The sequence below is a fragment of the Candidatus Jordarchaeum sp. genome, from assembly GCF_052745115.1.
Genome location: NZ_JBRAKS010000194.1, coordinates 1 through 7,465 on the forward strand (window position 1 = coordinate 1; position 7,465 = coordinate 7,465).

At 38.3% G+C, this 7,465-nt stretch carries 7 protein-coding genes; all 7 read left to right on the top strand.

What is annotated here, in order from left to right:
- Nucleotides 1-123: 123 nt before the first annotated feature.
- The 7 genes from ACUVXA_RS13295 to ACUVXA_RS13325 all read left to right on the top strand — a co-directional run bounded on the left by ACUVXA_RS13295 (nt 124) and on the right by ACUVXA_RS13325 (nt 7,098).
- Nucleotides 124-1,161 carry a hypothetical protein gene (locus ACUVXA_RS13295; RefSeq protein WP_445871759.1) on the top strand — a complete coding sequence of 346 codons (1,038 nt, stop codon included), beginning with the start codon at nt 124-126 and terminating at the stop codon, nt 1,159-1,161.
- Between the two features lie 101 nt (nt 1,162-1,262).
- The gene (locus ACUVXA_RS13300; protein WP_445871765.1) at nt 1,263-1,874 is read left to right on the top strand and encodes a nucleotidyltransferase domain-containing protein; all 612 of its coding nucleotides are present in this window, start codon (nt 1,263-1,265) and stop codon (nt 1,872-1,874) included.
- A gap of 49 nt (nt 1,875-1,923) precedes the next feature.
- Nucleotides 1,924-3,216 carry a bifunctional sugar-1-phosphate nucleotidylyltransferase/acetyltransferase gene (gene glmU / locus ACUVXA_RS13305; protein WP_445871760.1) on the top strand — a complete coding sequence of 431 codons (1,293 nt, stop codon included), beginning with the start codon at nt 1,924-1,926 and terminating at the stop codon, nt 3,214-3,216.
- Between the two features lie 251 nt (nt 3,217-3,467).
- A complete protein-coding gene (locus tag ACUVXA_RS13310) occupies nt 3,468-5,099 on the top strand; it encodes a radical SAM protein (protein ID WP_445871761.1) in 1,632 nt (543 codons plus the stop codon).
- Nucleotides 5,100-5,152: 53 nt separating this feature from the next.
- The gene (locus ACUVXA_RS13315) at nt 5,153-5,458 is read left to right on the top strand and encodes a DUF2095 family protein (protein ID WP_445871762.1); all 306 of its coding nucleotides are present in this window, start codon (nt 5,153-5,155) and stop codon (nt 5,456-5,458) included.
- Nucleotides 5,459-5,660: 202 nt separating this feature from the next.
- Complete coding sequence (locus ACUVXA_RS13320) at nt 5,661-6,863, top strand: redox-regulated ATPase YchF (protein ID WP_445871763.1); 1,203 nt, start codon at nt 5,661-5,663, stop codon at nt 6,861-6,863.
- A 73-nt stretch (nt 6,864-6,936) separates the two neighbouring features.
- A complete protein-coding gene (locus tag ACUVXA_RS13325) occupies nt 6,937-7,098 on the top strand; it encodes a hypothetical protein (protein WP_445871764.1) in 162 nt (53 codons plus the stop codon).
- The last annotated feature ends 367 nt before the right edge of the window (nt 7,099-7,465 follow it).

Here is a 7,465-nt window from a genome sequence, read left to right on the forward strand (position 1 = left end):
AAATTCATCATATTATATAAATAAAGTGAAAAAATAAAAATTATACAACACAGCAATACTATAAAAAAATTTTTAATTACAAAGTTTATTATAATAGAAAATAAACGGGGTTATGATGGTTAAATGACTGAAAATGAGAGAACCATAGGACGAGAGGTAGAACCAGCAGAAAGAGAAGTAAAGCCTAGTAGACCTACAAGACCTAGACCTAAACGTCGTGTTTTATCTACCGGATTTAAGGAATTTTCTGGGAAAATGCTGCCAATAACAATGATCATATTAGGCCTGGCGATTATATTTACTAGTATAGCCTATATTATCACGCGTGAAACAGTTCAGTATTGGTTATTAATAAGGAGTCCCAACCTGATTGGTTTTGTTTTAGTTAACATGGCGCTTTTTCCATTCTTAATCACTAGAATTGCTGCAATATGTTTTGCTGGTGCTGGCCTAATGCTAGCAATATACGGTTTTTCATTCTATTTCCCAGAAGAAAGAAGTGAAATACAGAGAATTTCTATGATTGCAGGTTTTCTATTAGGATCTATATACCTGTTACTACTATCTATAGCAGGAATTCAATTGACTACTATTTGGTTATATGATCAAGTAATGTTTCAAATGGCGTTCTTCGGGCTGCCCATCAATTTAAGTACAGGGTTCTGGCAGTATCTTTTATTAGTTGCCGCCATATTGCTGTTAATGTTAACTTTAGTGAAGTGGATTATTCCAAACGCGGGAGAAGCTACAGAAAAGATAGTCTTTCCTTTAGGAACTATTGCTGTCTGGTTGCTTGCCCTTACCGAGTGGACCAAGTTGACACTTGCTACTTCCCAGCTTGCTCAATTCGCCTCTATCACTTTACTTCCTTCATCCCTATTCATGGGAGAGCCAATGATAGAAGGCGCCGCGCTCATAGCACTCGGCATTGGAATGATTTTAAAACTCACGATGGCAAATGAGAAAGAAAGCATTCGGTATGTTTTCACTGCCATGGCAGCTTTAGTATACGGTATCGCCCTAGTTCATCAGGTGCTTCTACTTTGGGCATTCAGCTTAACAGTGTTCTGGCTAATAGCAATCATTTTAGCAGTAGTTGCAGGTATATTCATAGTGTTCAATGGGGTAATTTATTTCAAAGATTGTGCAGAAAAAATCTAAAAAATTCTACAATTCCTCCCCATTTTTTTAATTCTAATAAAAGATATCGTATTTATGCTTCAAAATCAGATTTTTATTTAAAATATGTGTTATTTTCGGTGATGAATCTGGATAAAAAAACTCAAGTTGCTAAGGAAGCCGCCCGTCTTCTTTATTACGGATTAGCAAGCGAGTACTACACCGCCAAGCGCGAGGCGGCAAAATCTCTGGGAACAAAAATACTGCCCTCCAACAGAGAAATCGCCGAAGAATTAGACCAGTTGTCCGATATGCTAGAGGGAAAGCAAAAGAGCGAATATCTTAAGAATCTACGAAAAGAGGCTTTACAAATTATGAAAGTTCTCAAAAAATTTAACCCAATTCTCATAGGCTCGGTGTGGAGAGGCACAGCACACAGAGGAAGTGACATCGATATAAGAGTTTACGGCGATGACGAAGCAGCTGTTATAGAAACAATAAAGAGGCAAACTAAATACACAGTAATCAGGCAAGAAAGAACCACTAAAACCGTAGACACTGAAAAAAAAACGTATCTACATGTTTTTGTGAAGACCCCACTAGGTTACGAGGCGGAAATAGTAATACGCCCGTTAGTAGATATTAATGTTAAGGAAAAATGTGAAATATTTGGTGATTATTTAAAGGGATTAAAATTGAGAGATTTGGAAGAAATTATTCAAAATGACCCATTACGAAAATTTATCCCTTATTAAATATGGAAATGGTGTTAACCGTTAAATAGGATAGTTTAGGAGGTTCTAGTTGAAAGCAGTAATTCTAGCCGCAGGCGAAGGGACAAGACTTAGACCGCTTACGCTTACACGTCCCAAACACCTCTTCCCAATTGCGGGAAAACCTCTTCTAGAACATACTATAAGAGCTTTGAAAAACACTGGTATAAACGAGGTTCTTATTGTTGTGGGGTATCTCAAAGAGAAGATAATAGAAACCTTAGGAAATGGGGAAAAATTTGGAATTAAAATAGTTTATACAGAACAACCTACAGTTTTGGGTACAGCCCACGCAGCGAGCCTAGCTGAAAAATTCGTGAATAATCAACCTTTCCTACTAATTAACGGTGATGTGATAACAAAGGAAACAACTTATCAAGGATTGAAAAGCAAATTCGAGAAAGAAAAACCAGATGCCATTCTTGCAATAATCCAAGTTCCAGACCCTGCAAAGTATGGAATCGTAAAAACAGAGAAAGACAATGTAACAAAAATCTTGGAAAAACCAGTCCAAACATCACCCTCTGATTGTGTAAATGCAGGCATATACGCATTCAGTCCACAGATTTTCGAAGCAATAAGACAAACCGAAAAATCGGAAAGAGGAGAATACGAGATAACAGACTCCATACAAATACTAATCAATCAGAAAAAAACTATACTTGCATACAGAATAACAAGCTACTGGTTTGATATCGGCCACCCATGGGATCTACTAGACGCAAATAAAACTCTAATCAAAGATGCAGAACCCAAAATAGAAGGAGAAGTGGAAAAGAGGGTTACTATAATTCCACCGGTGCATATTAGTAAAAACACTACTATTAGGTCCGGAACCTATATTAAGGGACCAGTCCACATCGGGGAGAATTGTGAAGTTGGACCGAATAGCTATATCCGGGAGTGTACTACTATAGGGAACAAATGCCATGTTGGCAATGCTTGTGAGATTAAAAATACAATTATATTGGATGGAACGAACGTTGCGCATTTATCCTACGTTGGGGATAGTATAATTGGAGAAAATGTGAACTTGGGTGCCGGAACCATTACTGCAAACCTGAGGCTGGACGAAAAGTGTGTTGTTACACCGGTAAAGGGTGAAAAGGTGGACACCGGAAGAAGAAAGCTGGGGGCAATGATAGGAGACAATGTAAAAACCGGAATAGGAACCACCATAATGCCGGGAGTCAAAATAGGACCCAACAGCCTAATCGGTCCCAACATAAATCTTTGGAACGATGTTCCAGAAAATTCGCTGGTTATAGAAAAGCAAAAATTAGAAATTAAAAAAATTGATACAGACACGGTATTAGAAGATTAAACTCTAAATTCAAAGAATTCCAAAATTGTTTTAGGAATTAAAGTACTTATTCAAGAAATTGTGTAAATTAACTCCTTGTTTTTTTAAACTCTATAGAATACGAAAATTTCAAAAGCCAAATCCAATTTCTGTATTCGATGAAAACCAGATTGGATTGAATGAATAATTTGATTAGTTTTTAGATTTGCTTATACTCTAGAATAACTTTTTCAAGTTTAATTTTAATGGTCTGAAGCGGGTTGGGTGCATAATTGAAACAAGAAATAACGGAAATTAATGCCATTAGAAAGGATTTTAGGAAAGTGGATGTCAAGTTTGCTTTAGCCTATCCTAGTGGTTACCAGGTTGGGATGTCCTGTTTAGGCCTACACACACTATACGCTATGCTAAACGCACGCCCAGATGTGGCTTGTGAAAGAGTATTTAATTCTAAGAAAGACCTCCCTACTTCCATTGAGTCAAGACAACCTCTAAGGAGTTTTGATATCATAGGCTTTTCACTCCAATTCGAGACAGATTATATTAATGTTTTAAGAATGATTTCAAATGCAGGCATTCCTCTCCGCTCTAGGGATCGTGGAGCCAACCATCCGCTTATAATAGCTGGTGGTCCTTGCGCTCTAGAAAACCCTGTACCGCTTTCGGAATTTGTGGACCTTTTTGTTGTAGGCGATGCCGAACCCGTATTGGACAATTTACTAGATATTTATTTAGAGGGAAATCTTTCTCCACGTAATCTTGAAACATTGTCAGAGTTGCCAGGCATTTATGTTCCTAAGTTTTTTAGTGAGCCCGTGAAAAGAGTGTGGTGTAAAAATCTTGAGGAAGCCTACCGTCCCATTACTCAGATTATTCCCCAAGTATGGGATGAGAGTCCATTGATGCCGGTTTTTGGTAAATCCCTGCTTTTAGAAATTTCTAGAGGTTGCGAGTGGGGATGTAGGTTTTGCCTGATAGGATATACGGGAAGACCTATGCGGAACCTTAGCGTGAAAACTGCATTGTCAACAATTGAGGAAGGGGTTGAGCGTTCCGGAGTTAGGAAGGTTACCCTTATCGCTCCTTCTTTAACCGGATATAAAGATTTGGTTGATCTTTCGTGGAGCATTGTTAATTTAGGTTTAGAGCTTTCGGTTTCTAGTCTTCGTGTAGATTGTATTTCCGATGAGCTACTGGAAGCTCTAGCCAAGGGAGGCCAGAGAACTGCCACATTAGCGCCGGAAGCGGGAACCGAGAGGTTGAGAGAGGTATTGAATAAAGGTTTTAGTGATGATGATATCTTTTATGCAGTAGAGATGATTCAAGAGAAGCTCCAAAACCTCAAAATGTATTATATTTTGGGTCTACCCACAGAAACACAGGCTGATATTGAGGGTATAGTAAATATGGCTAATCGCATAGGGTCTTTGGGATTTCCTTCTCAGGGAGTTAGGTTGAGTATCAATCCCTTTGTTCCAAAGCCGCACACTCCATTTGCGTGGGAGCCACAATTATCTTTAGATTATCTTCGAAAGAGCACAAAATACATCAACTCAAAATTGAGAAAAAATCCGAGAATTAATGTGGAAGGTTTTGATCCCAGATGGGGGGCGATAGAAGCAATTCTCTCTCTGGGAAATAATACTATAGGTAAGACTATTGAGTTATCAGCGTTTTATGGAGGCGGATTGGGTGCTTGGAGACGAGCCCTAAAGGAAACCAAAATCTCTATCGAAAAGCTGGTAGGCACTAAAAGGAACCCTGACGCGGTACACCCTTGGGAAGTAGTAAATGTAGGAGTTGATAAAGAGTTTCTTCTAGACGAAAGAAACAAAGCTTTTGCGGGGAAAATGACGCCGGCCTGCAGTATTAAATGTTCCAAATGTGGATTAAATTGTAACTAAGGTTACAAAACATTTTTTATATAGCTAATGAAATTTTTGATTGGGAGCTTAAAATGGAAATTGATAAGAAAAAATTCCGGGAGGAATTCCCAAACCTATACGATGAGTTAGAAAGCCAAGAATCTAAAACACAGGTACACGGAATTAGAAGTGATGAAACCTGCGACTTGGATATAATAAGAGTGATAAGAAGATGTGATAATGAAGAACAAGTACTTGAAATAATTAATTACTTGATGAGAAGAGGGGAACTCTCCCGGGAATATGCAAACAATCTTTTAAAGCAACTTAAAGAAAATGGTTTAAGGTCCTTTGGCAGTAAGGTCACATGGGGTTATTTCGAGAGAGAATATCGATAAAAAGGATCTATAAATACCACCAACTAGTTTTCTTCAAGCTTATTTGTTATACAAATTTTTATACATTCATCATTGAAAATTTAAAATATTTTAAGCATTAGAAATAAATCATAAGAAATTCAAATATCTTTTAAAACCTTAACTTATTAGTGATACAAAAGTTATTTAGGTAGTAAAAAGAAATTGCTCAAAGGTGTGGAAAATGTTGGTGGGAATTGTAGGCAAGCCAAATTCGGGAAAAACAACCTTTCTTAACGCGGCTTGTCTAACCGAATACAAGGTCGCAGAATACCCCTTCACCACCATAGACGCCCAACAGGGAACAGGCTACGTTAGAATAGACTGCATATGCAAGGAACTGGGAGTGGAGGATAATCCCAAAAACTCAATATGTGTGGATGGAGTCCGCTACATACCAGTAAACTTGCTTGATGTTGCGGGGCTGGTGCCTGATGCTTGGCAGGGACGTGGGTTAGGAAATCAATTTTTAGATGATCTTCGACGGGCTGATGCATTAATTCATGTGGTCGACGCATCGGGATCAACGGATCTTGAGGGTAAACCTATTGAACCTGGAACTGGGAATCCGGAGGAGGATGTGGAATTTCTTGAGAGAGAAATTGCAATGTGGTTTAAACAGATTATTATGCGCGAATGGGCAAAATTAACTAGGGAAGTGGAGGTAGCGAAGGGGAAGTTTGATGAACTTCTTATTGACAGGTTGTCGGGTTTGGCCATAAAGAGAACGGACATAAAAAAAGCTCTACAAAATTCAAAACTAAATCCTGACAAGCCTAAATCTTGGAGCGAAGACGACTTGTATAATTTTGCACAGGAGTTACAAAAAGCTGCAAAACCCATGCTGATATGTGCCAATAAAATTGACCGAAAAACCTCGGCACAAAACTTGGAAAAACTGAATAAAAAGGGAAATGTTGTGCCGGCTAGCGCATTAGCAGAGTACATGCTAAGAAAACTGGCAAAAGAAGGAGTTATAGAATATCGTGCCGGAGACCCTGAATTCAAGGTGTTAAATCCAGAAAAAATCCCCTACAAACAAAAAGAGGTTTTGGATAGAATACGTGAAGAAATACTAAACAAGTATGGCTATACAGGAGTACAAGAATCTCTTAATCAGACAGTCTTCGGAGTCCTCAACATGATTGCAGTATATCCAGTCGAAGATGTAAACAAATACAGCGACCACCACGGAAACGTTCTACCAGACGTTTACCTAGTACCCAAAGGCACAACAGCAAGGGAATTAGCGTACGCAATCCACACTGACCTAGGTGACACTTTTATAAATGCAATAAACGCAAAAACAGGGAAGACCTTGTCGGGAAACGCAGAGTTAAAAGATAAAGATATAATAAGGATAGTAGCTGCCAAAGGTGAAAGATAGGGTTAAAGGACAGAAATAAAATAAACTTCTTAATAATAATTTAGTAGATATCTAAATGTTTGAGGAATCTGTATTGACAGGAAAAACCAAATGTGCAAGATGCAATGGTACGGGAAAAATTCTATGCAACACATGTGGAGGTCGAGGCATAATTGACCCCTACACGAGAATAATATGCAAAACCTGCTGGGGCACTGGTAAAATTGCCTGTCCTGCCTGTCAAGGAAAAGGTTAAAAACATAAAAAATCGAATTAATAAAAATGAAACATAATCTGAAGGACACCACTGCAAATTCTTAGAGTAATTTGTTGCAATGAGTCTACTATTTATTATATGATGATTTGTTTCAGTTCTGTTAACTGTTAAATCCCGCTTTCCTTTCCCCTCCAGGAACCACTTTTTGGTGATTCCAACCCTGCTAGGCGTGAAATCCCCCTAAAACAAGGGGTTTAAACCCGTTTTCCCTCCACAAAAACCACCACGGGAAGTTAACACAAAAGAATATAAAAATCAGAACATTATAAAAGGTAGACTCATTGATTTGTTGTGTAGAAATCATAGACATTTGTCACCCCCCCTCTTTAAATTTCTTTTCCGAGTT

What these genes read in the sequence shown, in the direction of transcription:
- ACUVXA_RS13295 (WP_445871759.1), top strand. Translation starts at nt 124, where the DNA reads ATGACTGAAAATGAGAGAACCATAGGACGAGAGGTAGAACCAGCAGAA.
- ACUVXA_RS13300 (WP_445871765.1), top strand. Translation starts at nt 1,263, where the DNA reads ATGAATCTGGATAAAAAAACTCAAGTTGCTAAGGAAGCCGCCCGTCTT.
- ACUVXA_RS13315 (WP_445871762.1), top strand. Translation starts at nt 5,153, where the DNA reads ATGGAAATTGATAAGAAAAAATTCCGGGAGGAATTCCCAAACCTATAC.
- ACUVXA_RS13320 (WP_445871763.1), top strand. Translation starts at nt 5,661, where the DNA reads ATGTTGGTGGGAATTGTAGGCAAGCCAAATTCGGGAAAAACAACCTTT.